We start from the raw sequence: 435 nt of genomic DNA, 5'->3' as shown, positions 1-435 counted from the left end.
ACTCAATTCAATCAGAGCTTTCGAAGCCGTCTGCCGTCGGGGCAGCGTGCTCAGGGCTGCCGAGGAGCTCGGTGTCGTGCGCGGCGCGGTGCGTCTGCAGATCGCGGCGCTCGAGAATTATTTCGGCGAGAAGCTCTTCACCCGTGAAGGTCGCCGCCTCGTGCCGACCGACCGGGCCAGGGCTTTTGCCGAAGCGGCAACGGCGGCCTTCTCCCTGTTGCAGCATGCCGCCGGTGACCTGCAGAAGGACGATAGCCGCAGGCTCCGTCTCGGCGTTCCATCTGCCTTCGGCATCTGGTGGCTGATGCCGCGCATCGGTAGCCTGCAAAGGGCGCTTGGCGATACCGAGATCGATATCGTGCCGATGGCGGTCGCCGAGCCGCTGTTGCAGCATCCGGAGCTCGATGCCGTCATCATGGGTGGCGAATACCGCCC

The 435-nt window shown here is 65.1% G+C and carries 1 protein-coding gene; it reads left to right on the top strand.

The window, feature by feature from the left end; translation table 11 throughout:
- Positions 1-46: 46 nt before the first annotated feature.
- The coding region (locus AC1DIX_RS27900; RefSeq protein ID WP_477328602.1) for a LysR family transcriptional regulator at positions 47-435 on the top strand (389 nt) is incomplete at its 3' end.

It is taken from the genome of Massilia sp. 05N420 (genome assembly GCF_056397205.1).
The sequence above is the reverse complement of the archived record's forward strand: the minus strand, read 5'-3'. Positions and strand labels throughout refer to the sequence as shown.